This is a genomic window from Streptomyces sp. NPDC006235 (assembly GCF_040613735.1).
Lineage (GTDB): Bacteria > Actinomycetota > Actinomycetes > Streptomycetales > Streptomycetaceae > Streptomyces.
The window spans coordinates 34,792-58,043 of sequence record NZ_JBEXSR010000048.1 but is presented as its reverse complement, the minus strand read 5'-3'; the positions used below and the strand labels follow the sequence as shown (position 1 = coordinate 58,043).

The following is a 23,252-nucleotide window of genomic DNA, read 5'->3' as shown; positions in this document are numbered from 1 at the left end:
GGGGCTGGTGATGCGGTGGCGGTCGGCGGGGACGCAGTTGCCGGTTCTGGGGGCGTCCGAGCGGAGGCGACAGCTGGTTCTGGGGGCGTCCGGGCAGGGGCGGTCGCTGACGCGGTGGCCATCAGGACCGGCGGCGCTGCTGATGCGGCGGCGGTCCGCGGGGAAGCAACTGCCGGCGCCGGGGCCGCACGGACGGGGGCGACGGCCGGTCCCGGGGTAGTCCGGGTAGGGGCGACGGCCGGTCCCGGACTGCGGCGTGGCAAAACCGGTGCCGTGTCCGTGGGCCCGCATGCGATGCTCGGGTCCGTGGAGACCAGGTCCGTCAGCCCCGTGTTCGTCGGCCGGGACGCCGAGTTGGGCTTGCTCGACGAGGTGCTCGGCGGTGCCGTCGCGGGCGACCCCCAGGCGTTGCTCATCGGCGGCGAGGCCGGAGTCGGCAAGACCCGGCTCGTCGAGGAGTTCGCCGCCGCGGCCCGTGGACGGGGCGCGGTCGTCGCGCTCGGCGGCTGCGTCGAGATCGGCGCCGACGGGCTGCCGTTCGCGCCGTTCTCCACCGCCCTGCGCGCCCTGCGCCGCGAGCTGCCCGGGCCGTTCGCCGCCGCGGCCGCCGGGCAGGAGGAGGAGCTGGCCCGGCTGCTCCCCGAGATCGGCACGGCCGCGGCCCGTGAGGCGGCCCGGCACGACGAGGACGGCATGGCCCGCCTCTTCGAACTCACCGCACGCCTGCTGGAACGCGTCACCGACGAACACACCGTCGTCCTCGCCCTGGAGGACCTGCACTGGGCCGACGCCTCCACCCGGCACCTGCTCTCCTACCTCTTCCGCACGCTGCGCACCGGCCGCCTCGTCGTCCTCGCCACCTACCGCTCCGACGACATCCACCGCCGCCACCCGCTCAGGCCCCTGCTCGCCGAACTCGACCGCCTCCGCACCATCCGCCGCATCGACCTCGCCCGCTTCAACCGCGAGGAGGTGTGCCGCCAGGTCGCCGGCATCCTCGCCCAGGAACCCGACCCGGACCAGATCGACGCGATCTTCGAACGCTCCGACGGCAACGCCTTCTTCGTCGAGGAACTCGCCGTCTCCGCCCACGAGGGCTGCCGCACGGGCCTGACCGACTCCCTGCGCGACCTGCTGCTCGTCCGGGTGGAAGGGCTGCCCGAGACCGCCCAGCAGGTCGCCCGGATCGTCGCCGAGGGCGGCTCCACCGTCGAGTACCGGCTGCTGGCCGCCGTCGCCCGGCTCGCCGAGGACGATCTCATCGAGGCGCTGCGGGCCGCCGTGAACGCCAGCATCCTCACCCCCGCGCCCGGCGGCGACGGCTACCGCTTCCGCCACTCGCTGGTCCGCGAGGCCGTCAGCGACGACCTGCTCCCCGGCGAGCGCTCCCGCCTCAACCGCCGCTACGCCGAAGCCCTGGAGGCCGACCCGACCCTCGTCCCGGCCGACCAGCACGCGACGCGTCTGGCCAGCTACTGGTACCACGCCCACGACGCGGCCAAGGCCCTGCCCGCCGTCCTCGACGCCGCCGTCGAGGCCCGCCACCGCCATGCCTACGCCGAGCAACTGCGGCTGCTGGAACGGGCGATGGAACTGTGGGACTCCGCTCCAGAAGCCGTACGCCGGACCCTGCGCCCCGTCGACTACGCCGAGGTCTACCCGGCCTGCGGCGGTCCGGAGGCCACCGCGCTGAGCCACCTCGACCTGCTGGCCGAGGCGGCCGTCGCGGGACGGCTCTGCGGGGAGCGTGAGAGCGCCCTGAAGATCACCAAGCGCGCGCTGCGCCAGCTGGACGAGGAGGACGACCCCCTGCGCGCCGCCTGGTTCTGGATCCAGCGCTCCCGGCTGGTCCAGCGGCTCGCCCGCGGTGACGGCTGGAAGGAGATCGCCACCGCGCAGGATCTGGTCCGCGGCCTGCCGCCGTCCGAGGTGCACGCCGAGGTGCTCGCCACGGTCGCCCACTGGTCGATGCTCCGCCAGCCGGGCCCTCAGGCCCTGACGGCCGCCGAGCGTGCGGTGGAGTACGCGCGCATGGTCGGCGCCGACGACATCGAGTCCAACGCCCGGCTCACCCTCGGCGGCCTCATGATCGACGCCGGGCAGATCGAGGCCGGGCTGGCCCACATGTACGAGGTCAGGGACGAGGTCGTGGCCCGGGGACTCGCCGCGGTCGTGGGCCGCAGCCATGTGAACCTGCCCTCCGCCCTGGAGGGCATCGGGCGCTCCGAGGAGTCCGTGGACGTCCTGCACGAGGGCCTGCGCCTCACCGGCAGGATGGGCCTGCGGGAGGCCGAGGGCTGGGTCTGGGGCAACCTCGCCGAGTCGCTCATCTCCCTCGGCCGCTGGGACGAGGCGGCCGAGGCGGCCGTCAACGCCCAGCGGCGCGGGCAGACGGCCGCGCCGTACGGCTCGGGCGCCAACAGCCTGGCGTTCCTCGCGCTCGCCCGCGGCCGGGTGCCCGAGGCGGCTCGCCACCTCGCCGAGAGCCGCTCCTCCTACGGCCCGCACGACCCCATGCCGCAGCACGACCTCCCGATCGCCTGCCTCACCCTCCAGGTCGCCGTGGCCGAGGGCCGCCTGGCCGACGCCCGCGCCGAACTGGCCCGCACCCTGAAGTCCGGTTTCCCGCCGGGCACCCAGCGCTACGCCTGGCCGCTGCTGCTCGAAGCCGCCACGGCCGAGGCCGACGCCCGGGCACTGCAGACCGCGCGGGACGACCGCGAGGAGACGCTGGAGAGCATCTTCGAGGCCGTCAGACGCCTCACCACGAACGCCCCCGTCTGGCTCGCCCACGAGAAGTGGGTCCGCGCCGAACTCCACCGCGCCGGACTCCACCGCGCCGCATTCCAGGGCACCGGAAGCCGGAGCGCCCCGGAGATCTGGTCGGATGTGGTCACCGCCTTCGAACCTCTGGCGCGGCCCTACGACCTGGCCCGCGTGCGGTACCGCTTGGCCGAGTCGCTGCTGACCGGCGGCGGCGAGGCAGATGAGCGCGACCGGACCACGGAACTGCTCCGCCTCGCCCACGCCGTCGCCCGCCACCTCGGGGCCCGGCCGCTCGCCGACGCCGCGACCGCGCTCGCCCAGCGCGCCCGGCTGCCGCTGACGCCCGCCGCGGAACCGGCCCCCGCTCCCGCGGACCCCGCCGAGGCCCTCGGCCTGACCAGCAGGGAACGGGACGTGCTGCGCCTGGTCGCCGCCGGTCACACCAACCGCCGGATAGCCGGGGAACTGTTCATCTCCCCGAAGACCGCGAGCGTCCACGTCTCCAACATCCTGGCGAAGCTCGGCGTCTCGGGGCGCGGCGAGGCGGCGGCGGTGGCGCACCGGCTGGGGCTGTTCCCGGCCGAATCCGTCATGCCCGGTGCCGCAGGCTGAGGTATACGCTGTAAAGGACATCGGGGGTGTCGCGGCCCTGGGAGGCTCCGTGTTCAACATGTTCGAGGAACTGTTCGCACCCGGTCGCAAACACACCCGAGACGAACAGAACCGCCTGGAGCTGACCCGGCAGGACACCGGGGACGCCGATCCCGGACGCGGGCCGATAGACCTGTCGTCCGGGAAGGTCGTCGTACGCCCGCCGCAGGAGCCGGAGGACGAGAACTCCGAAGTCTCCGAGGACTGACGCGAGGCCCGACCCCGAGGCCCGAGGCCCGACCCCGAGGCCGACCCCGAAGCCCGACCCTGGCTAGGTCACCCGCAGTTCCAGGATCCGGTCGTCCCCGTCCTTGGGACTGCCCCGGCCGTCCGTGTTGCTGGTCACCAGCCACAGCCGGTCGCCACCCGCCGGGACCACCGTGCGCAGCCGGCCGTACTCCTCCTCGAGGAACGCCTGCGGTTCGGCCGAGGCCTCGGTGCCGTTCAGCGGGATGCGCCACAGCCGCTTGCCGCGCAGGCCCGCCATCCAGACCGACCCCTCGGCGTAGGCGATGCCGCTGGGCGAGGCCTCGGCCGTGGTCCACTGGTCGACCGGGTTGTGGAACCCGGAGTCGTCGGACCTGCCCTCGGCCTCCGGCCAGCCGTAGTTGTCGCCCGGCTTGATCGCGTTGAGCTCGTCCCAGGTGTCCTGGCCGAACTCCGAGGCGAACAGACGCTGCTTCTCGTCCCAGGCCAGGCCCTGCACATTGCGGTGGCCGTACGAGTACACCGGCGAGTTCCCGAACGGGTTGCCCGGCGCCGGCTCGCCCTCCGGGGTCAGCCGCAGGATCTTGCCGCCCACGGAGTCCTTGTCCTGGGACAGGCCCGTGTCACCGCTCTCGCCCGTACCCACGTACAGCATCTTGTCCGGGCCGAACGCGATCCGGCCACCGTTGTGGACGAAGCCCTTGGGGATGCCCTTGAAGACCGTGTCGGGCGCGCCGAGCTGCTCGCCGGAGGGCTTCTTGTCGTCGTACAGCATGCGGACGATGCGGTTGTCGGAGGCCGAGGTGAAGTACGCGTAGACCATGTGGTCCGAGGCGAAATCGGGGGAGAGGGCGATGCCGAGCAAGCCGCCCTCGCCCGCCGCCGAGACCCCGGGCACCTCGCCGAGCTCGGTCTTCTTGCCCGTCTTCTCGTCGACCCGGACGATCGTCCCGTCGTCGCGGGAGGAGACGAGCAGGCCGCCGCCCGGGAGCGGGGCGAGGCCCCAGGGGGAGTCCAGGCCCTCGGCGACGGTCCGCACCACCTTCACCGAGCCCTTGGCGGGCGGGGCCTCCTGCGCGGACCGTCCCGGCGGTGCGGACGAACCCGGTGCGCTACGGCTCGGGGAGGCGCTCCCGTCCGTTCCGGACGATCCTCCGCCGTCGGACGAACAGCCGGCCGTCAGCAGGAGCGCGGCGGCGGCCAACACGGTCGGCACGGCTCGACGTTGCACGATCATGGTCCCTTCGACGGGGCAGGTCCTCTCCCTGTCATACACCGCCCGCGCCTCACAAGTTCCCGATCACGGAACGCGCCACCGCGAACACGGGGTTTGCCCGAAACGCACCCCCTATGCGGGACGGGGCTCAGTCCCAGGACCCCTGTGCCGGCGGCAGCCCCGCCACCTCGCGCAGGTCCTCCGCCGTCAGGCGCAGGGCCGCCGCGGCGGCGTTCTCCGTGACCCAGCGCTCCTGCTTCGTACCGGGGACCGGGACCACGTGCGGGCCCTGGGCGAGGACCCAGGCGAGGGCGACCTGGGCGGGGGTGACGTGCTCGCCGTGGCGGCGGGCCACCCGGCGCAGGCCCGCGACGATCGGCTGGTTCGCGGCCATCATCTCGGCCGTGAAGCGGGGGTGCCGGGCCCGGAGGTCGTCCGCCTCGAAGCCCGCGCCGGGCCGCAGCCGGCCGGTCAGGAAGCCGTTGCCGAGCGGCATCGCCGCCAGGAACCCGATGCCCCGCGTCTCGCACCACGGCAGCAGCGTCTCCAGCGCCTCCGGCGACCAGACCGACAACTCCGCCTCCACCGCGCTCACGGGGAACACCTGCTGCACCCGCTCCAGCTGCCGGATCGTCGCGTCGTGCAGCCGGGCCCCGGAGCGGCGGCCGGCCCGCGCGCCCACCGCGCACAGGCCCAACGCCCGCACCTTCCCGGCCTGGACGAGCTCGGCCATCGCGCCCCACGTCTCCTCGACGGGCACTTCCGGGTCGGCCCGGTGCAGCTGGTAGAGGTCTATGACGTCCGTCTGGAGACGCCGCAGCGACGCGTCACAGGCCCGCTTCACATACCCCGGGCGGCCGTTGGCGACGATGTGCTGGTCGCCCACGAGCAGACCGACCTTCGTCGACACGAACGCGTCCGGCCGCCGCTCCTTCAACGCCCGCCCCACCAGCAGTTCGTTGGTGAAGGGGCCGTACATGTCGGCCGTGTCCAGCAGGGACGCCCCCAGGTCGAGCGCCCGGTGCACCGCCCTGAGCGACTCGTCGCCGCGCTGCCGCGACGCGCTGTACGCCCAGCTCATCGGCATGCACCCGAGTCCGACGGCCCCCACCGCGAGCGCCGCCGCGCCGATCGTCCTGCGCTCCACCTGGTCGTGACCCTCCCTGTTCCGGCCACCCCAACCTAACCTCTGCCGTCACACCCTCCTGACATAGCCTCCTGTGCATGACTGCTGACGTGTGGCTGCCCATCCCGCCGGACGAGATCGAGGGACTCCCGCAGGGCCCCGCCTACCGCTTCTGGAACGGCGAGGAGGACTTCCCCGCGGACCCGGCGGACTGTGTCTTCTACGTCGTGCCCTACATGAAGCCCAGTCCGCTGTGCGTGCGTCCCATGCCGGAGATGAGCCGTGTACAGGTCGTGCAGACCCTCTCCGCCGGGATCGACCACGTGGAGCCGGGGCTGCGGCACCTGGGGCCGGGCGTGCGGCTGTGCAATGCGCGCGGGGTGCACGAGGCCAGCACCGGAGAGCTCACGCTCGCCCTGATCCTGGCCTCGCTGCGCGGTGTCCCCGACTTCGTCCGCGCGCAGGACCGGGGGGAGTGGCTCGCCGGGTTCCGGCCCGCGCTCGCCGACAAGAACGTCCTCATCGTCGGGTACGGCTCGATCGGCGAGGCCATCGAGGACCGGCTCGTTCCGTTCGAGGTGGCGCGGGTGGCGCGCGTCGCGCGCTCCCAGCGCACCACGGCGCGCGGGCCGGTGCACCCGCTCACCGAACTCCCCGCGCTGCTGCCGGAAGCGGACGTCGTCATCCTGTCCACGCCGCTCACCGAAACCACTCGCGGCCTGGCCGGAGCCGACTTCCTGTCCCGGATGAAGGACGGGGCGCTCCTCGTCAACGTCGCCCGCGGCCCCGTCGTCGACACCAAGGCGCTGCTCGCCGAACTGGAGACCGGCCGCATCACCGCCGCCCTCGACGTCACCGACCCCGAGCCCCTGCCGCGCGAACACCCCCTGTGGCGTGCGCCGGGGGTACTCATCAGCCCGCATGTCGGCGGACCCACCTCCGCGTTCCTGCCGCGCGCCAAGCGGCTCCTGGCGGACCAGTTGAACCGTTATGTGAACCGGGAGCCGCTGCGCAACGTGATCCTTACGACGGGTGCACCAACCGGCTGATCCGAACTTCGGGTACTGTCCGCAATCCTTCGAGCGCGGTGGGTACTCACATATCTGGTGATCGTTACGGAGCGTAGAGAACCTATGTCCCTGAGTGACGAGACTGGTGTATCGTCCCGACAGGGGCTGCGCCAGGGACAGTTCGGCGCCGGGGACGGACACATCAGGAGTGTGAGGGGGGCGACAGGCGATGCACGGCCTTTGGACGAGCGATCCGACGGGGCGGGGCTGCCGGCGGCGACCCTGGCGGACGGCCGCGAGCAGACGCGGTCACCACGCTGATCACGTCGGGCGGCACACCCACCACAGCGACCACCACACCGACCACAGCCATCACCACCGCAGGCCCGGCAGCCGCAGAAGGCATGCCCAGCCGGCGCACCGGAGCCCGCGGGACCCGGGAGCGGCACGGACCGGGAGGGTCCGGTGAGCGCGCCGCCGACCCCCACACCCACGCTCGACGGAGCGCTGCGGGCACAGCCTCCGTCCCCCAGGGCGCTGCTGCCCCACACGCCAACCCCCGGCCCTCGGCCGGGCCTGGCCCTCCGACTCGTCCTGGCCCTGGTCTGCGCGGCGTACACCGTTGGTTCCGCGGTCGGCTGGGGTTCGGACGAAATGGCCCTGATCATGGGCGACTTCGGGCTGAGCGCCGCCGCCGGCGCCGCCGCTGTGTCCTGCGTCCTCTACGCCCGCAACCGCTCCACCTGCTTTCGCCCCGCCTGGCTGCTGTTCGGCTTCTCGTCGGCGATGGCCGCCCTGGGCAACCTGGTCTGGGGGTGGTACGAGGTCGTCCTCGGACAGCCCGTGCCCAGCCCCTCGTACGCCGACCTCTTCTTCCTGTGCTTCGCACCACCCGCCATCGTGGGACTGCTGGTCCTCGCCAAGCGGCCCGTGAGAAAGGCAGGCTGGGTCTGCCTCGCGCTCGACGCCTGGCTGATCGGAGGCTCGCTGCTCACCCTTGCGTGGAGCCTCGCGCTCGCCCAGACCGCCAAGACGGAAGGGCCGGGCGTGGCGCATGCCGCGCTGTCGCTGGCGTATCCGCTGCTCGACATCGCGCTGATCAGCATGGTGTTCGCACTGCACTTCCGGCGCTCGGCGGTGAACCGCACAGCGATCAACACCGCGATCAGCGGACTGGCGCTGACCCTGATGTGTGACGCCCTGTTCACCTCGCCTCTGATGCACGACAGCTACCGCTCCGGCCATCTCCTGGACGCCGGCTGGTTCGCCGGCTCGCTGCTCCTGGCGTACGCCCCGTGGGCCGCGCCGCGCACGCCTGACATCGACCGGCACGGCCCGGACCGGCAGAGCGCGGCGGGGCGTACGCGCGTGGTCCACGAGCACGTGCCCGGGCAGCCCAGCGGACCGCATCACCACCCGCCCTTGCCGGGAGGCGAGCTCGGCCGGTATCCGGCCGCCCGGCCCATCGCCGGTTCCCTCGCCGCCCTCACGCCGTATCTCGCGGCGGCCGTGTGCACCCTGGGGATCCTCTACAACGTCCTCAACGGCCGCAGTGTCGACCGCGTGGTGCTGATCACCGGCGGCACGGTGGTGCTCGCGCTCGTCGTGCGGCAGGGCATCATGCTGCTCGACAACATCACCCTCACCCAGGAACTGGCGCAGAAGGAGAACCACTTCCGCTCCCTGGTGCAGGGCTCCAGCGACGTCATCATGATCGCCGCGCCCAGCGGCATCCTCCGGTACGTCTCCCCGGCCGCCGCCGGTGTCTACGGCCGCCCCGCGGAGGAGCTCGTAGGGACGGAACTGGCCAACCTCATCCACCCGGAGGACCTGGGCTGCGTCGTGTACGAGGTGCGGCGTTTCCTCGCCGCCAACCCGGTCGAGGAACCCACTACGCGCATCGAGTGCCGTTTCCGCTCGGGTGACGGAGGCTGGCTGAACGTCGAGTCGACCGTCAACCGCCATCACGGCGGCCTCATCTTCAACAGCAGGGACGTGACCGAACGGGTACGGCTGCAGGCCCAGTTGCAGCACAACGCCGAGCACGACCCCCTCACGGACCTGCCCAACCGCGCGCTGTTCACCAAGCGCGTCCAGCACGCCCTGTCGGGCCGCCGGGCCTCCGACCGGGGCGTGGCCCTGCGGAACACGGCCGTGCTGTTCATCGACCTCGACGGCTTCAAGGCCGTCAACGACACCATCGGGCACCAGGCCGGGGACGAACTGCTCGTCCAGGCCGCCCGCCGGCTGCAGGAGTCCGTCCGGCAGGGCGACACCGCCTCCCGGCTGGGCGGTGACGAGTTCGCGGCCCTGATCGTCGGGGACAACACCCGCGACCGCGAGGCCCGGCAGCGGCACATACTGGAACTCGCCGACCGCCTCAGGACGACGCTGTCCCAGCCCTACGTCATCGACGGCAACGATGTCCGGGTCAACGCCTCCATCGGCGTGGCCTTCGCCGAGCAGGGACTCGGCGCGGGCGAGCTGCTGCGCAACGCCGACCTGGCCATGTACCGCGCCAAGGCCGGCGGCAAGGGCCGCGTCGAGCTGTACAAGCCGCAGATGCAGCAGGACGTCGTACGCAAGGCGGAGCTGGCCACGCGCCTGCGCGCCGCGCTGCACGACGGCGAGTTCACCCTGCTGCACCAGCCGGTGGTGTGCCTGGAGGACGGCCGGATCGCGTCGGTGTCCGCGCAGGCGCGCTGGCGCTCCTCCCAGGGGGTGCTGTTCACACCGGCGGAGTTCCTGCGCGTGGCCGAGGACAGCGACAAGACCGCCGAGCTGGGCCGGTGGATGATCGAGGAGGCCGTCGAGCAGGCCGCCGAGCGGTACGCGACCGGGCTGTCCGCGCCGGTCGTCGTCCGGATGAGCGCCCGCCGGCTGCTGGACAAGTCGATGCCGCTCGGCACGATCGAGGCGCTGCTCACGCGGCACGGGCTGCCGTCCGGGGCGTTGGTCATCGAGCTGTCCGACGCCGACCCCAGGACCGGCCTGGACGAGCTGGAGCGGCGGCTGGGTGCCCTCAGGCGCGTCGGGGTCCGGATCGCGCTCGACGGGTTCGGCAGTGGCTACGGGGCGATCACGGCCCTCAGGCGGCTGCCCGTCGACATCCTCAAGCTCGACCGCAGTCTGGTCGAGGGCGTCGTCGAGTCCGCCCGCCTGCACAAGATCACCAGTGGGCTGCTGCGCATCGCCGGTGACCTCGGGCTGAAGTCCGTGGCCGACGGGGTGGACCTGCCCGAGCAGGTCGTCGCGCTGCGCGCGATGGGCTGTACGCACGGGCAGGGCATGGCGTTCTCCGGGCCGCTCGACGAGTACCGGCTGCGCCGGGCGCTCGCTTCCGGCCACTATCCGGTGCCGCACGGACCGGCCGAACCGGCGCTCGCGGGCGGTGCCCCGCGGGTGTACAGCTCGGGTGTGTCCGCCGTCATCGGAGGCGGTACGGCCCTCCGCTCACATAATGAGACTCCCGTCCCACCCACTTGACAGTGAGTGCGTGCTGGGGGGAGGGTCTGTGCCATGCGCACCCGAATTCTCGTACTTGGACAGCGCGTCGGCTGACGCTGAGCCTCGACCGCTCAGCGACCCCACCCGGCGCGCTCCCCTCGCTTGCCTTACGGCACGAGGGGTTTTTTGTTGCACGGGCGCCTTCCGTGCAGCATTCGAAAACCGCACAAACTTCGCAAAAAACCCTCAGCATCTGAGAAGAGAATGCCGATGACCGAGCAGGCCACCGGGGCCCATCACCCGCAGCCCCGGCCCCGATCCGGAGGACAGCACTCCGCCCCCGAGCAGGTGACGGGCGCGCAGTCCCTCATCCGCTCCCTCGAGGAGGTCGGCGCCGACACGGTATTCGGCATTCCCGGTGGCTGCATCCTTCCGGCGTACGACCCGCTGATGGACTCCACCCGCGTGCGCCACGTCCTGGTGCGCCACGAGCAGGGCGCCGGTCACGCGGCCGAGGGGTACGCGCTGGCCACCGGCAAGGTCGGCGTCTGCATGGCGACCTCGGGCCCCGGCGCGACCAACCTCGTCACGCCGATCGCCGACGCGCACATGGACTCGGTGCCTATGGTCGCGATCACCGGACAGGTGGCCTCCAAGGCGATCGGCACGGACGCCTTCCAGGAGGCGGACATCGTCGGCATCACCATGCCGATCACCAAGCACAACTTCCTCGTCACCAAGGCCGATGACATCCCGCGGGTGATCGCGCAGGCGTTCCACATCGCCTCCACCGGCCGCCCCGGCCCGGTCCTGGTCGACATCGCCAAGGACGCCCTCCAGGCGAAGACGACCTTCTCCTGGCCGCCCGCCATGGACCTGCCCGGCTACCGCCCGGTGACCAAGCCGCACGCCAAGCAGATCCGCGAGGCCGCCAAGCTGATCACCCAGGCCCGCCGGCCCGTGCTGTACGTCGGCGGCGGCGTGCTCAAGGCCCAGGCCACCGCCGAGCTGAAGGTCCTCGCCGAGCTGACCGGCGCGCCCGTCACCACCACCCTGATGGCGCTCGGCGCGTTCCCCGACAACCACTCGCAGCACCTGGGCATGCCCGGCATGCACGGCTCGGTGGCCGCGGTCACCGCCCTGCAGAAGGCCGACCTGATCGTCGCCCTCGGCGCCCGCTTCGACGACCGCGTCACCGGCAAGCTGGACAGCTTCGCCCCGCACGCCAAGATCGTCCACGCCGACATCGATCCGGCCGAGATCGGCAAGAACCGCGCCGCCGACGTGCCGATCGTCGGTGACGCCCGCGAGGTCATCGCCGACCTGGTCCAGGCCGTGCAGAAGGAGCACAGCGAGGGCCACCGGGGCGACTACGGCCTGTGGTGGAACGACCTGAACCGCTGGCGCGAGACCTACCCGCTCGGCTACGACCAGCCCGACGACGGCTCGCTCTCCCCGCAGCAGGTCATCGAGCGCATCGGACAGCTCGCCCCCGAGGGCACGATCTTCACGGCGGGCGTCGGCCAGCACCAGATGTGGGCCGCGCACTACATCGAGTACGACAAGCCGGGCACCTGGCTGAACTCCGGTGGCGCCGGAACCATGGGCTACGCCGTCCCGGCGGCCATGGGCGCCAAGGCCGGCGCACCGGACAGGGCGGTCTGGGCGATCGACGGCGACGGCTGCTTCCAGATGACCAACCAGGAGCTCGCCACCTGCGCCCTGAACAACATCCCGATCAAGGTCGCCGTCATCAACAACGGCGCCCTCGGGATGGTCCGCCAGTGGCAGACCCTCTTCTACAACCAGCGGTACTCCAACACCGTGCTGCACTCCGGCCCGGACGACGTCAACCCGCAGGCCCGCGGCACCCGCGTCCCGGACTTCGTGAAGCTGTCGGAGGCGATGGGCTGCTACGCCATCCGCTGCGAGCACCCGGACGACCTCGACAAGGTCATCGAGGAGGCGAACTCGATCAACGACCGCCCGGTCGTCGTCGACTTCATCGTCCACGAGGACGCGATGGTCTGGCCGATGGTCGCCGCCGGCACCTCCAACGACGAGATCATGGCCGCCCGGGACGTCCGCCCCGACTTCGGCGACAACGAAGACGACTGAGCGAGAGAGACCGAAGAGATCATGTCCAAGCACACGCTCTCCGTCCTGGTGGAGAACACCCCCGGCATCCTCGCCCGGATCGCCGCGCTGTTCTCCCGCCGCGGCTTCAACATCGACTCGCTCGCCGTCGGTGTCACCGAGCACCCCGACATCTCCCGGATCACCATCGTCGTGGGGGTGGAGGACCTGCCGCTGGAGCAGGTGACCAAGCAGCTCAACAAGCTCGTCAACGTGCTCAAGATCGTCGAGCTGGAGCCGTCGCAGGCGGTGCAGCGCGAACTCGTTCTGGTGAAGGTGCGCGCCGACAACGAGACGCGCTCCCAGATCGTCGAGATCGTCCAGCTGTTCCGCGCCAAGACCGTCGACGTCTCCCCGGAGGCCGTGACCATCGAGGCCACCGGATCCGGCGAGAAGCTGTCCGCGATGCTCAAGATGCTGGAACCGTACGGCATCAAGGAGCTCGTCCAGTCGGGCACGATCGCGATCGGCCGCGGGGCCCGTTCCATCACGGACCGGTCGCTGCGCGCCCTGGACCGGTCGGCGTAAGACGGGAAACGGGCGGTCGGCGCGCCGCGGGCCGCCCGTATTCCGAGACCCTCAAGCTTCCCTTCCGCCCCCCGTCATACGGTGGGACGCAACACCTGCACTCCCGAGGAGAGAACCCAAAGTGGCCGAGCTGTTCTACGACGCCGACGCCGACCTGTCCATCATCCAGGGCCGCAAGGTCGCGGTCATCGGTTACGGCAGCCAGGGCCACGCCCACGCGCTGTCGCTCCGTGACTCGGGTGTCGACGTGCGCGTCGGTCTGCACGAGGGCTCCAAGTCCAAGGCCAAGGCCGAGGAGCAGGGCCTGCGCGTGGTGACGCCGTCGGAGGCCGCCGCCGAGGCCGACGTCATCATGATCCTCGTCCCGGACCCGATCCAGGCCCAGGTCTACGAGGAGCACATCGCCCCCAACCTGAAGGACGGCGACGCGCTGTTCTTCGGCCACGGCCTGAACATCCGCTACGGCTTCATCAAGCCCCCGGCCGGCGTGGACGTCTGCATGGTCGCCCCGAAGGGCCCGGGCCACCTGGTGCGCCGCCAGTACGAGGAGGGCCGCGGCGTTCCCTGCATCGCCGCCGTCGAGCAGGACGCCACGGGAGGCGCCTTCGCGCTGGCCCTGTCGTACGCCAAGGGCATCGGCGGCACCCGCGCCGGCGTCATCAAGACGACCTTCACCGAGGAGACCGAGACCGACCTGTTCGGTGAGCAGGTCGTCCTGTGCGGTGGTACGGCCGCGCTGGTGAAGGCGGGCTTCGAGACCCTGACCGAGGCCGGCTACCAGCCGGAGATCGCGTACTTCGAGTGCCTGCACGAGCTGAAGCTGATCGTGGACCTCATGTACGAGGGCGGCCTGGAGAAGATGCGCTGGTCGATCTCCGAGACCGCCGAGTGGGGCGACTACGTCACCGGCCCGCGCATCATCACGGACGCCACCAAGGCCGAGATGAAGAAGGTCCTCGCCGAGATCCAGGACGGCACCTTCGCCCGGACCTGGATGGACGAGTACCACGGCGGTCTGAAGAAGTACAACGAGTACAAGACGCAGGACTCCGAGCACCTGCTGGAGACCACCGGCAAGGAGCTGCGCAAGCTCATGAGCTGGGTCGACGAGGAGGCGTAAGCCCCCGGGCCCGGCCGCGGCAGCGACGCCGCGGCCGGGCCCTTTCTCGTCCGGGTGATCCTTCCGCGCAGGCGTGAGACGCCCACCGTCGCACCACTACACTGCTGCATATATACGCGTCAGGCCCACAGCGTCGTGCGTCTTCCACGCGGCATGCACCCCTCCACCGCCTGCGGCCGTCGGGACGGCCGTCCGCAGCACTGGACTTGTGAGGACTCACGTGAGCTCGAAACCCGTCGTACTCATCGCTGAAGAGCTGTCGCCCGCCACCGTCGACGCCCTGGGCCCGGACTTCGAGATCCGGCACTGCAACGGCGGGGACCGAGCCGAGCTGCTCCCCGCCATCGCCGACGTGGACGCGATCCTGATCCGCTCGGCCACCAAGGTCGACGCCGAGGCGATCGCCGCCGCGAAGAAGCTCAAGGTCGTCGCGCGAGCCGGCGTCGGCCTGGACAACGTGGACGTCTCCGCCGCCACCAAGGCCGGCGTGATGGTCGTCAACGCCCCCACCTCGAACATCGTGACCGCCGCCGAGCTCGCCTGCGGTCTCCTCCTCGCCACCGCCCGCAACATCCCGCAGGCCAACGCCGCGCTGAAGAACGGCGAGTGGAAGCGCAGCAAGTACACGGGTGTGGAGCTGGCCGAGAAGACCCTCGGCGTCGTCGGCCTCGGCCGCATCGGCGCGCTCGTCGCGCAGCGCATGTCCGCCTTCGGCATGAAGGTCGTCGCCTACGACCCCTACGTGCAGCCCGCGCGCGCCGCGCAGATGGGCGTCAAGGTGCTGTCGCTGGACGAGCTGCTGGAGGTCTCCGACTTCATCACGGTCCACCTGCCGAAGACCCCCGAGACCCTCGGCCTGATCGGCGACGAGGCGCTGCGCAAGGTCAAGCCGAGCGTGCGCATCGTCAACGCCGCGCGCGGCGGGATCGTCGACGAGGAGGCGCTGTACTCCGCCCTCAAGGAGGGCCGGGTCGCCGGTGCCGGTCTCGACGTGTACGCCAAGGAGCCGTGCACCGACTCGCCGCTGTTCGAGTTCGACCAGGTCGTCGCCACCCCGCACCTCGGTGCCTCCACCGACGAGGCGCAGGAGAAGGCCGGTATCGCCGTCGCCCGCTCCGTGCGTCTCGCGCTCGCCGGTGAGCTCGTGCCGGACGCGGTGAACGTCCAGGGCGGCGTCATCGCCGAGGATGTCAAGCCGGGTCTGCCGCTCGCCGAGCGCCTGGGCCGGATCTTCACCGCGCTCGCCGGCGAGGTCGCGGTCCGCCTCGACGTCGAGGTGTACGGCGAGATCACCCAGCACGATGTGAAGGTGCTGGAGCTGTCCGCCCTCAAGGGTGTCTTCGAGGACGTCGTCGACGAGACGGTGTCGTACGTCAACGCCCCGCTGTTCGCCCAGGAGCGCGGCGTCGAGGTGCGGCTGACCACCAGCTCGGAGGCGACCGAGCACCGCAACGTCGTCACCGTGCGCGGCACCCTGGCCGACGGCGAGGAGGTGTCGGTCTCCGGCACGCTCGCCGGCCCCAAGCACCTCCAGAAGATCGTCGCCGTCGGCGAGTACGACGTCGACCTCGCGCTCGCCGAGCACATGGTCGTCCTGAAGTACGAGGACCGGCCGGGTGTCGTCGGCACGGTGGGCCGCATCCTCGGTGAGGCGGGCATCAACATCGCCGGTATGCAGGTGTCGCGGGCCGTGGCCGGCGGCGAGGCGCTGGCGGTGCTGACCGTGGACGACACGGTGACCTCCGGTGTGCTGGCCGAAGTGGCGGCGGAGATCGGTGCGACCTCGGCTCGTTCGGTGAACCTGGTCTGATGCGTCCCGGGGGCTGCCGCCCCCGGGTCCCCGTTCGTCCTGAACGGACTCGTCCTCAAACGCCGGACGGGCTGAGTCGATCAGCTCGTCCGGCGTTGTCGTGCGCGGGCGCCCGCCGCAGCGTCACCGTCGCCGCCACCGCCGCCCCGGCCAGCAGCATCGCGCTCGTGACCGCCGCCGCGTGCATGCCGCTGGTGAAGGCCTCACGTGCCGCCGTCGCCAGGGCGTCCCCCGCGCGCCCCGGAAGCCGGTCGGCGACCGCCAGGGCGCCGCCCAGCGTCTCGCGGGCCGGAGCGGGCGCCGAGGCCGGGATCTCATGGCGGTAGACGGCCGTGCCGATGGAGCCGAGGAACGCCATGCTCAGCGCGCCGCCGAACTCCGTGCCGGTCTCCAGCAGCGACGAGGCCGCGCCCGCCTTCTCCACCGGGGCGGCGCTCAGGGCCAGGTCGGCCACCTGGGACATGACGGCGACGACACCGCAGGCCAGGACGGCACACGCGGCAAGCAGCAGCCAGAAGGAGTCCGTGCCCGTCAGCGCCAGCAGCACATAGCCGCACCCGGTGACCGCGAAGCCTCCGCCGACGACGTACGCGCGGGGAACGCCCCGCTGCACGAGCCGCGCGCTGACCGGGGCCGCGAGCCCGATGGGCACCGACGGCAGCAGGCTCCACAGCGCCGCCTCGAGAGGGCTCTTGTCCAGGACCGACTGGATGTACTGGGTCGTGAAGTAGGCCGAGCCCATCATGCCGAACGCAGCGACGAGGTTGAGGACGACGGCCGGGCTGAAGCCTCGGCTGCGGAACAGGGCCGGCGAGATCATCGGGGACACCGCCGTGCGCTGGCGGTGGACGAACAGCGCGGCGAAGAGCAGGCCGACCGTCACCGACATCACGTACCGCACGTTCCAGCCCTCCGACGCGAGCTCCTTCAGGCCGTAGATCACGGGGAGCACCGCCGCCATCGACAGGGGCACGCTCAGCCAGTCGAAGCGGCCCGGGTGCGAGCTTTTCGACTCGGGCAGCAGGACGGGCCCCAGGATCAGGAGCAGCGCCATGGCGGGCAGGTTGACCAGGAAGACCGAGCCCCACCAGAAGTGCTCGACGAGCACCCCGCTCAGCACCGAGCCGAGCGCGATGCCGGCCGTCATCACGCCCGACCACACGCCGATCGCCTTGGTGCGCTGCGCGGGGTCGGTGAACATCGTGCGCACCAGGGCCATCGTCGACGGCATCAGCGTCGCGCCGCCGATGCCGAGGACCGCGCGGGCGGCGATCAGGGTCTCGGCGCTGTTCGCGTAGGCCGCGACCAGGGAGGCCGTGCCGAAGGCGGCGGCGCCGATCAGCAGGAGCCTGCGGCGGCCGATGCGGTCGCCGAGCGAGCCCATCGTCATCAGCAGGCCGGCCAGGACGAAGCCGTAGATGTCGAAGATCCACAGCTGTTGGGTGGCGCTCGGCTCCAGGTCGGCGCTGATCGCGGGGATCGCGAAGTAGAGGACGGACACGTCCATCGAGACCAGCAGCAACGGCAGCATCAGCACGCCGAGTGCTGTCCATTCGCGGCGGCCGGCGCGGGCCGGCGGGGTGGGGTTCGTCGTCATGGGGCAGGACTGTACGGACGTCTTAAACGCATGTCTAGTACGACTGTTTAATACGGATGTCTGGATACCGGGGTAGGGTGACGGGCCATGGGACACCGTGAGGATCTGCTGGAAGGCGCGCAGCGCTGCCTGCTGGCGAAGGGCTTCCTGCGCACGACCGCGCGCGACATCGTCAAGGAGTCGGGGACGAACCTGGCGTCGATCGGCTACCACTACGGCTCGAAGGACGCGCTGCTGGCGCAGGCGTACGTCGAGATGGTGGAGGGCATGTCCGGCGCCTTCGAGGGAGGCGGTGAGCTGCGCGGGGAGCCTGGGTCGCTGGAGCGGTTCACCGAGGTGTGGGCGAACATCATCTCCACCATGCGGGAGCCCGGTTCGATGTGGCGGCTCAGCATGGAGATCGTGGCGATGGGCGACCAGCTGCCGGAGGTGCGGGAGCATCTCGCGCGGGCCCAGCGGGAGGGTGCGCGCGGCATCGTGACGCTCTTCCACGGTGGGCGGGAGGAGGACGTTCCTGAAGAGCGGGTGGACACCCTCGGCTACTTCTATCTGACCCTGATGATGGGGCTCATGGCGCAGTGGACCTTCGATCCGAAGAGCGCGCCGGAGGCCCGGCAACTCGCCGAGGGGCTCCGTCAGGTCATCGAGGCCGCTGCCCCGAAGTGACGTTCACGCGCCCCTCGCGCATCTCGACGACCCGGTCCGCGAAGTGCCGTACGACCGCCCGGTCGTGGCAGATGAACAGGTAGCCGAGGCCCAGGTCGTCCTGGAGGTCGGCGAGCAGGTTCAGCACGCCCGCGCGCACCGACGGGTCGAGGGACGACACCGGCTCGTCGAGCACCAGCAGCCGCGGTTCGGACGCCAGGGCGCGGGCGATGCCGGCGCGCTGGCACTGGCCGCCGGAGAGTTCGTGCGGCCGGCGGTCGCCGTACGCGGGGTCGAGGCCGACCCGGTCGAGGAGTTCGGCGACCCGGGCCGGGCCGTCGGCGGGATCCCAGCGGCCCTGGACCTTCAGCGGTTCGGCGATGGCGTCGCGGATGCGGTGGCGGGGGCTCAGCGAGCCGTACGGGTCCTGGAAGACGGGCTGCATACGGGGCCGCAGCGGGCGCAGCTCGCGTTCGTTGAGGGACGTCAACTCCCTCCCCTCGAAGAGGACTTCGCCGCTCTCCGGGCGGCGCAGCTGGAGCACCGCCAGGGCCGTGGAGGACTTGCCGCAGCCGGACGGGCCGTTCAACGCGAGGGTCTCGCCGGCGGCCAGGGCGAAGGAGACGCCGTCCACGGCGGTGACCTGGCCGTAGCGGACGACCAGGTCGCGGACGTCGAGCAGGGGGTCGGTCATGCGGGCTGCTCCTCCTTCAGGAACAACTCGGTGGCCGGGTGGGGGAGTTCCTCCCAGCGGTGGCAGGCGACCAGGCGTCCGGACACCTGCCGGGGCTCCGGCTCGTCCGTGTGGCAGGGGCCCGCCGCGAGCGGGCAGCGGGGGGCGAAGGCGCAGCCCGGCGGGAGCGTGCCCGGGGCGGGCGGGGTGCCGCGCAGGGCCGGGAGACGGCGGCCCGGGGGCGCGTGCTGCGGGAGGGACGCCAGCAGGCCGGCCGTGTAGGGGGCGCGGGGGCGGGCCAGCACCTCGTCCGCCGGGCCCAGTTCGGTGAGTCGCCCGGCGTACATCACCAGCATCCGGTCGGCGTGCCCGCGTACGGCGTCCATGTCGTGCGTGACCAGGACGAGCGCGGCGCCGACCGCCTCCCGCTGTTCGGCGAGCAGCCGCAGCACCTGGTCGCGGCGCTCCTCGTCGAGGGCGGTGGTGGGTTCGTCGGCGACCACGACGTCCGGTTCGTTGATCGTGGCCATGGCGATCACGGCGCGCTGCCGCATCCCGCCGGAGTACTCGTGCGGATACGCCCGCGCCTTGCGGGCCGCGTCCGGGATGCCGACGCGGTCCAGGGCAGCGACCGCCCGGGCCCGGGCCTCCTTGCCGGAGACACCGGCCACCGACCGTACGGCGGCGGCGAGTTGGTCGCCCACCCGGTGCACGGGTGACAGAGCCGACAGGGCGTCCTGCGGGACGAGGGAGATGCGCCGGCCCCGGTGGGCCGACAGGTCGGGGCTGATCGTGCCGCTCGTCGTCGCGCCGCGCGGCAGCATGCCGAGGAGCGCGCGGGCCGTGAGGGACTTGCCCGCTCCGGACTCGCCGACGACGGCCAGCACTTCGCGGGGCCGGACGTCGAAGGACAGGCCGCGCACGGCCTCGACCCCGTCGAAGGCGATCCGCAGCTCGCGTACCGACAGCAGTGGCTCAGACTTCAACGGGGATCTCCTTCGTCACGTCGACGGGAGCCGGGGTGACCCGCCGTACCCTCCGGCCCTGTGTGAGTGCCGCGCCCGACACCGCGAGTCCCGCCAGCAGGGCCAGTGCCACCGCCGGGGCGAGGGCCGCCCACGGGGCGCGCTCCACATAGGCGCGGGACTCGTCGAGCAGCAGACCCCACTCGGGAGCGGGCGGCTGGGCGCCCAGGCCCAGGAAGCCCAGCGAGGCCAGGGCCAGGGCGATGCCCGGCAGACGCAGCAGGGCGTGGCGGGCGACCGGGGCGGCCACCGACGGCAGGACGTGCCGGGTGAGGATCCACAACGGGCTCGCCCCGATGGCCCGTTGGGCGGTCAGGAAGGCCGAGGCGCGCACCTCCTGCACCAGCGCCGCCGCGTGCGCGGACAGGGCCGGCCAGGAGATCAGCGCGACCGCGAGGGCCGCGCCACCGGTGCCCGGGCCGACGGCCGCCGCGACCAGGATGCCGACGATCACCGGGGGCAGCGCGTTGGCGATGTCCGCCGCGCCCTCCGCGATCCGGGGCAGGAAGCCCAGGGCGAGCGCGACCAGCAGGCTCAGCAGGCAGACGGCCGCGGCCGTTCCGACCGTGGAGGCGGCGCCGTGGCCGAGGCGCGCGAGCACGTCACGGCCGAGGCCGTCGGTGCCGAGCGGATGGGCCCAGGAGGGCGCGGCCAGCCGGGCCGTGGTGTTGACGGCGTACGGATCGCGCAGCAGGCCCCAGCCGATGGTCACGGTGAGGACGGTGAACAGCGACAACGGGATCGCGGGATGTGCGCGCACCGGCCGTGCCGGGGGCAGCGCCAGCGAGGCGTCCCGCAGGGCCGGGCCCAGCAGCCGCCGCCGGGCGAGCGCCGCCAGCGCGCCCGTGACCAGCCCGAGCGCGAGCAGCGCGAGCACCGCGCCCTGGAGCAGCGGCAGGTCCTGTGACTTGGCCGCGCCGAGCGCGGTACGGCCGATGCCCGGCACCGCGAAGACCGTCTCCACGGCGACCGCGCCCCCGGTGAGCCCCACGGCGACCATCCCGAACTGCGGGACCAGCGGCGGCAGGACGCGCCGCAGCGCCGCCCCCGCGATCCGCGCCCGGCTCACCCCGGCGGCCCGCCACAGCTCCACCCACCGCTCGTCGAGCACGGCGGGCAGCGCGTCCGCGACCAGACGGCCGAGCAGGCCGCCGCCGGGGACGCCGAGGGCCACGGCGGGCAGGACCATGTTCTCCGGCCCCGCCCAGCCCGACGTCGGCAGCCACCCCAGCCACACCCCGAACACCAGCAGCACGACCGTGGCCAGCAGGAACTCGGGTATGGCGACCAGCATCGCGGCCCACGCCCCGGTCGAGGACCGGCCCCGCACCAGCACCGGCGCGACGAGGGTGCACGCGAGCAGCAGTGCCAGGCCGAGCGAGGCGCCCATCAGCGCCAGTGACACCTGGAGTCCGGAGACGACCGAGGGCAGGACCTCGGTGCCCGACACCCAGGAGGTGCCGAGGTCGCCGTGCAGCAGGTCCGAGGCCCAGTGGCCGAGCAGGGACAGGGGCCCGGCGTCCAGACCGAGGTCCCGGCGTACGGAGTCCAGGGCCTCCTTCGTCGGGTCCTGCTCGGCGGAGCGGGCCCGCAGCACGGCGAGGGCAGGGTCCCGGCCGGAGAGCCAGGGCAGCAGGCCGACGGCGGCCAGGACGGCGATCAGGCAGAGCAGGCGGGTCAGGGTGGCGGCGTCCGCCAACCGCCGTATGCGGGCCTTCACTTGACGTGGGTGTCCGCCGTGATCAGTTCCCGCTCGCGCGGGTCGTGGGCGACACCGGTCACGCCGGCGGCGTCGCCCTGGATCACGCGCTCGTGCAGCATGGGCACGGCCGCGTCCGTGCCGAGTACGGCGGCCTCGGCGGCGATGACCGCCTTGCGCCGGGCGTCGCCGGTCGGCGTCTCGCCGGCCTTCTTCAGGGCCTTGTCCACGGCCGGGTCCGCGAGCTGGGAGATGTTGAAGGAGCCGTCGGAGGCGAAGTCGCTGTAGAGGTAGGCGGCCGGGTCGCCGGAGTCCAGGACGGTGGCGCGGGAGAGGATGAACGCGTCGAAGCGGCCCGCCAGCGCGTCGGACTCGATGTTGGCGTACTCGCGGACGTCGAGCTTCACCTTGAACCCGGCCTTCTGCAGCTGCTGTTGCAGCGCGGCGGCGACCTCGGGCAGCTCGGCGCGGTCGGTGAAGGTGCCGATGGTGATCGTCTTGCCGGCCGGGGCGGCGGCCTCGGCCCGCTTCACCGGCGCCCGCAGCTCGGCCGCCCAGGGCAGGGCGGGGCCGAGCAGCCCCTCGGCGACATCGGCGCGCCCCTCGTACACGCCCTTCACGATCGACTCGGCGTCGATCGCCTCACGGGCCGCGGCCCGCAGCGCGGCGTCCTTGAAGACGCCTTTCTCGGTGTTGAGGTACAGGGTGTTGGTGCGCGGCATGGGCACCTCGGTGATCAGGTCCTGGTCCAGCACCGCCGCCTGCGAGACCGGCACCGCCTCGACGACGTCGGCCTCGCCGGTGCGCAGGGCGGCGGCGCGGGCGGTGCCGTCGGGGACGAACCGGACATCGATGCCGGGGGCCTCGGCCTTCTTCCCCCAGTAGCCGTCGTAGCGGTCGAGGGCGGCGGAGGAGGTGCCGTTGACCTTCGTCAGCTCGAAGGGGCCGGTGCCCGCGCCGACGGGGCTGACCGTCTTCCCCCGGTAGGCCTTGGCGGCGAGGATCGACAGCTGCGGGGAGCTGAGCCGCTGCGGGACCAGGGGGTCCTCGGTGGCGGTGGTGACGGTGACCTTGTCGCCGTCGGCCTTCGCGGTCAGGTCCACGCCGTCGAGGATGCGGGGCTTGGGGGAGGCGGCGGCGGCCTTGGTGAGGGAGTTGACGACGGCTTCGGCGGTGAGCTTCGTCCCGTCGTGGAAGGTGACGCCGTCGCGCAGGGTGAAGGTCCAGGTCCGGCCGGACTGGGTCCACTCGGTGGCCAGTGCCGGCTCGGCGTCACCGTCCGCGTCCAGTTTCACCAGGGTCTCCGCCGTGGACCAGCGCGACAGCTTGAAGGCGTCGTCCGACAGGGGGGACAGCGCCGAGCGCGGGGGCAGCATCATCGCGACGCGTATGCGCTTGCCCCCCGCACCGGAGTCGTCGGTGGCCGGCTGCCCACCGGAGAAGCAGCCGGTGAGCAGGGCGGAAACCGCGCTGAGGGCAGCGAGGGGGACGAGACGGGCGGGGACGCGCACGGGACACCTCGGTCAAGGCCTGGTAAAAGACGGGAAGCGCCATGACCGTAGCATGATGACAATCATTTTCAGAAGTGGTTTGGAT

Annotated in this window: 16 protein-coding genes; 9 read left to right on the top strand and 7 right to left on the bottom strand. The window is 72.2% G+C overall.

The features are described 5' to 3' along the window. Positions 1 to 294: 294 nt before the first annotated feature. Entirely contained in the window at positions 295 to 3,378 is a 3,084-nt protein-coding gene (locus ABZ192_RS37090; protein WP_356928870.1) for an AAA family ATPase, read from the top strand. Positions 3,379 to 3,427: 49 nt separating this feature from the next. After that, positions 3,428 to 3,625, top strand: a complete 198-nt coding sequence (locus tag ABZ192_RS37085) for a DUF6191 domain-containing protein (RefSeq protein WP_356928859.1) — start codon at positions 3,428 to 3,430, stop codon at positions 3,623 to 3,625. Positions 3,626 to 3,688: 63 nt separating this feature from the next. On the opposite strand, the gene ABZ192_RS37080 is transcribed toward ABZ192_RS37085, so the two are convergent. Together ABZ192_RS37080 and ABZ192_RS37075 are read right to left on the bottom strand one after the other, a co-directional pair. Continuing rightward, positions 3,689 to 4,861 carry a PQQ-dependent sugar dehydrogenase gene (locus ABZ192_RS37080; RefSeq protein ID WP_356928858.1) on the bottom strand — a complete coding sequence of 391 codons (1,173 nt, stop codon included), beginning with the start codon at positions 4,859 to 4,861 and terminating at the stop codon, positions 3,689 to 3,691. A gap of 127 nt (positions 4,862 to 4,988) precedes the next feature. Beyond that, positions 4,989 to 5,987 (bottom strand): aldo/keto reductase, encoded by a 999-nt coding sequence (locus ABZ192_RS37075; RefSeq protein ID WP_356928857.1) that lies wholly within the window; start codon positions 5,985 to 5,987, stop codon positions 4,989 to 4,991. A 77-nt stretch (positions 5,988 to 6,064) separates the two neighbouring features. On the opposite strand from ABZ192_RS37075, the gene ABZ192_RS37070 reads away from it, so the two are divergent. The 6 genes from ABZ192_RS37070 to serA all read left to right on the top strand — a co-directional run bounded on the left by ABZ192_RS37070 (position 6,065) and on the right by serA (position 16,017). After that, on the top strand, positions 6,065 to 7,015 hold the full coding sequence (locus ABZ192_RS37070; protein ID WP_356928856.1) for a 2-hydroxyacid dehydrogenase: 951 nt from the start codon (positions 6,065 to 6,067) through the stop codon (positions 7,013 to 7,015). 426 nt (positions 7,016 to 7,441) lie between these two features. Continuing rightward, positions 7,442 to 10,462: an EAL domain-containing protein gene (locus ABZ192_RS37065; protein ID WP_356928855.1), complete on the top strand. Its 3,021-nt coding sequence runs from the start codon at positions 7,442 to 7,444 to the stop codon at positions 10,460 to 10,462. 231 nt (positions 10,463 to 10,693) lie between these two features. Beyond that, positions 10,694 to 12,541 (top strand): acetolactate synthase large subunit, encoded by a 1,848-nt coding sequence (locus ABZ192_RS37060; protein WP_356928854.1) that lies wholly within the window; start codon positions 10,694 to 10,696, stop codon positions 12,539 to 12,541. Between the two features lie 21 nt (positions 12,542 to 12,562). Beyond that, positions 12,563 to 13,087 (top strand): acetolactate synthase small subunit, encoded by a 525-nt coding sequence (gene ilvN / locus ABZ192_RS37055; protein ID WP_010048631.1) that lies wholly within the window; start codon positions 12,563 to 12,565, stop codon positions 13,085 to 13,087. A gap of 121 nt (positions 13,088 to 13,208) precedes the next feature. Next, complete coding sequence (gene ilvC, locus ABZ192_RS37050) at positions 13,209 to 14,207, top strand: ketol-acid reductoisomerase (protein WP_356928853.1); 999 nt, start codon at positions 13,209 to 13,211, stop codon at positions 14,205 to 14,207. A 220-nt stretch (positions 14,208 to 14,427) separates the two neighbouring features. Then, the gene (gene serA / locus ABZ192_RS37045) at positions 14,428 to 16,017 is read left to right on the top strand and encodes a phosphoglycerate dehydrogenase (RefSeq protein ID WP_086565230.1); all 1,590 of its coding nucleotides are present in this window, start codon (positions 14,428 to 14,430) and stop codon (positions 16,015 to 16,017) included. 55 nt (positions 16,018 to 16,072) lie between these two features. On the opposite strand, the gene ABZ192_RS37040 is transcribed toward serA, so the two are convergent. Beyond that, positions 16,073 to 17,614: an MFS transporter gene (locus ABZ192_RS37040; RefSeq protein WP_356928852.1), complete on the bottom strand. Its 1,542-nt coding sequence runs from the start codon at positions 17,612 to 17,614 to the stop codon at positions 16,073 to 16,075. 87 nt (positions 17,615 to 17,701) lie between these two features. Between ABZ192_RS37040 and ABZ192_RS37035 the strand changes: the two genes are divergently transcribed. Beyond that, positions 17,702 to 18,280 carry a TetR/AcrR family transcriptional regulator gene (locus ABZ192_RS37035; RefSeq protein WP_356928851.1) on the top strand — a complete coding sequence of 193 codons (579 nt, stop codon included), beginning with the start codon at positions 17,702 to 17,704 and terminating at the stop codon, positions 18,278 to 18,280. Here ABZ192_RS37035 and ABZ192_RS37030 read toward each other — a convergent pair. The 4 genes from ABZ192_RS37030 to ABZ192_RS37015 are packed head-to-tail and all read right to left on the bottom strand — an operon-like array spanning position 18,255 to position 23,167. Continuing rightward, the gene (locus ABZ192_RS37030) at positions 18,255 to 18,953 is read right to left on the bottom strand and encodes a dipeptide/oligopeptide/nickel ABC transporter ATP-binding protein (RefSeq protein ID WP_356928850.1); all 699 of its coding nucleotides are present in this window, start codon (positions 18,951 to 18,953) and stop codon (positions 18,255 to 18,257) included. The genes ABZ192_RS37035 and ABZ192_RS37030 overlap by 26 nt on opposite strands. Further along, complete coding sequence (locus tag ABZ192_RS37025) at positions 18,950 to 19,918, bottom strand: ABC transporter ATP-binding protein (RefSeq protein WP_356928849.1); 969 nt, start codon at positions 19,916 to 19,918, stop codon at positions 18,950 to 18,952. The genes ABZ192_RS37030 and ABZ192_RS37025 overlap by 4 nt, the downstream gene beginning before the upstream one ends. Then, positions 19,908 to 21,677 carry an ABC transporter permease subunit gene (locus ABZ192_RS37020; RefSeq protein ID WP_356928848.1) on the bottom strand — a complete coding sequence of 590 codons (1,770 nt, stop codon included), beginning with the start codon at positions 21,675 to 21,677 and terminating at the stop codon, positions 19,908 to 19,910. The genes ABZ192_RS37025 and ABZ192_RS37020 overlap by 11 nt, the downstream gene beginning before the upstream one ends. Then, entirely contained in the window at positions 21,674 to 23,167 is a 1,494-nt protein-coding gene (locus tag ABZ192_RS37015; RefSeq protein ID WP_356928847.1) for an ABC transporter substrate-binding protein, read from the bottom strand. The genes ABZ192_RS37020 and ABZ192_RS37015 overlap by 4 nt, the downstream gene beginning before the upstream one ends. Positions 23,168 to 23,252: the final 85 nt, after the last annotated feature.